Source organism: Paraburkholderia heleia NBRC 101817, assembly GCF_000739775.1.
Classification (GTDB): domain Bacteria; phylum Pseudomonadota; class Gammaproteobacteria; order Burkholderiales; family Burkholderiaceae; genus Paraburkholderia; species Paraburkholderia heleia.
Genome location: NZ_BBJH01000100.1, coordinates 1 through 981, shown reverse-complemented (window position 1 = coordinate 981; position 981 = coordinate 1). Strand labels below are relative to the sequence as shown.

At 63.7% G+C, this 981-nt stretch carries 1 protein-coding gene; it reads left to right on the top strand.

What is annotated here, in order from left to right; all coding sequences use genetic code 11:
• Positions 1–974, top strand: a 974-nt coding sequence (locus BHE01S_RS35830) for an FAD-binding protein (RefSeq protein WP_042273259.1), incomplete at its 5' end; no start/stop codon positions are given.
• Positions 975–981 lie beyond the last annotated feature (7 nt).

Here is a 981-nt window from a genome sequence, read left to right as displayed (position 1 = left end):
TTCTGCGTAACTCGAACGGCGAGCGCTTCATGGAGCGTTACGCGCCGACCCTGAAGGACCTGGCGCCGCGCGACTTCGTTTCGCGCTCGATGGGCCAGGAAATCATCGAGGGGCGCGGCGTGGGTCCGCACAAGGATCACATCCTGCTCGACCTCTCGCATATCGGCACCGAGACCATTACGAAGCGCCTGCCGTCGATTCGCGAGATCGCCATCCGGTTCGCCAACGTCGATCCGATCAAGGAGCCGATCCCGGTTGTGCCGACCATCCACTATCAGATGGGCGGCATCCCGACGAACATCAACGGCCAGGTCGTCGGCACGCCGAAGGGCCACAAGGAAGTCGTGAACGGCTTCTACGCCGTGGGCGAATGCTCGTGCGTCTCGGTGCACGGCGCGAACCGCCTCGGCACGAACTCGCTGCTCGACCTCGTGGTGTTCGGCCGTGCGGCCGGCAACCACATCATCAAGCACGTGAAGGAGCTGCGCGAGCACAAGCCGCTGCCGGCCGACGCCGCCGACTTCGCGCTCTCGCGCCTCGCGAAACTGGAAAAATCCTCGTCGGGCGAGTACACGCAAGCGGTTGCCGGCGACATTCGCTCGACAATGCAAAAGCATGCGGGCGTGTTCCGCACGGAGAAGCTGATGGCCGAAGGCGTCAGCAAGATCGAGGAAGTGGCCGAGCGCGTCAAACATGTGCACCTGAAAGACAAGTCGAAGGTGTTCAACACGGCGCGCGTGGAAGCGCTGGAACTGACCAACATGATCGAGGTGGCCCGCGCCACGATGGTATCGGCTGAAGCGCGCAAGGAAAGCCGCGGTGCGCACGCGCCGAGCGAGCACAAGGAACGCGACGACGAAAACTGGCTGCGCCACACGCTCTGGTACAGCGAGGACAACCGCCTTGAATACAAGCCGGTTCACATGACGCCGCTGACCGTCGCGCCCGTGCCGCCCAAACCGCGTACGTTCTAAGGCTCCC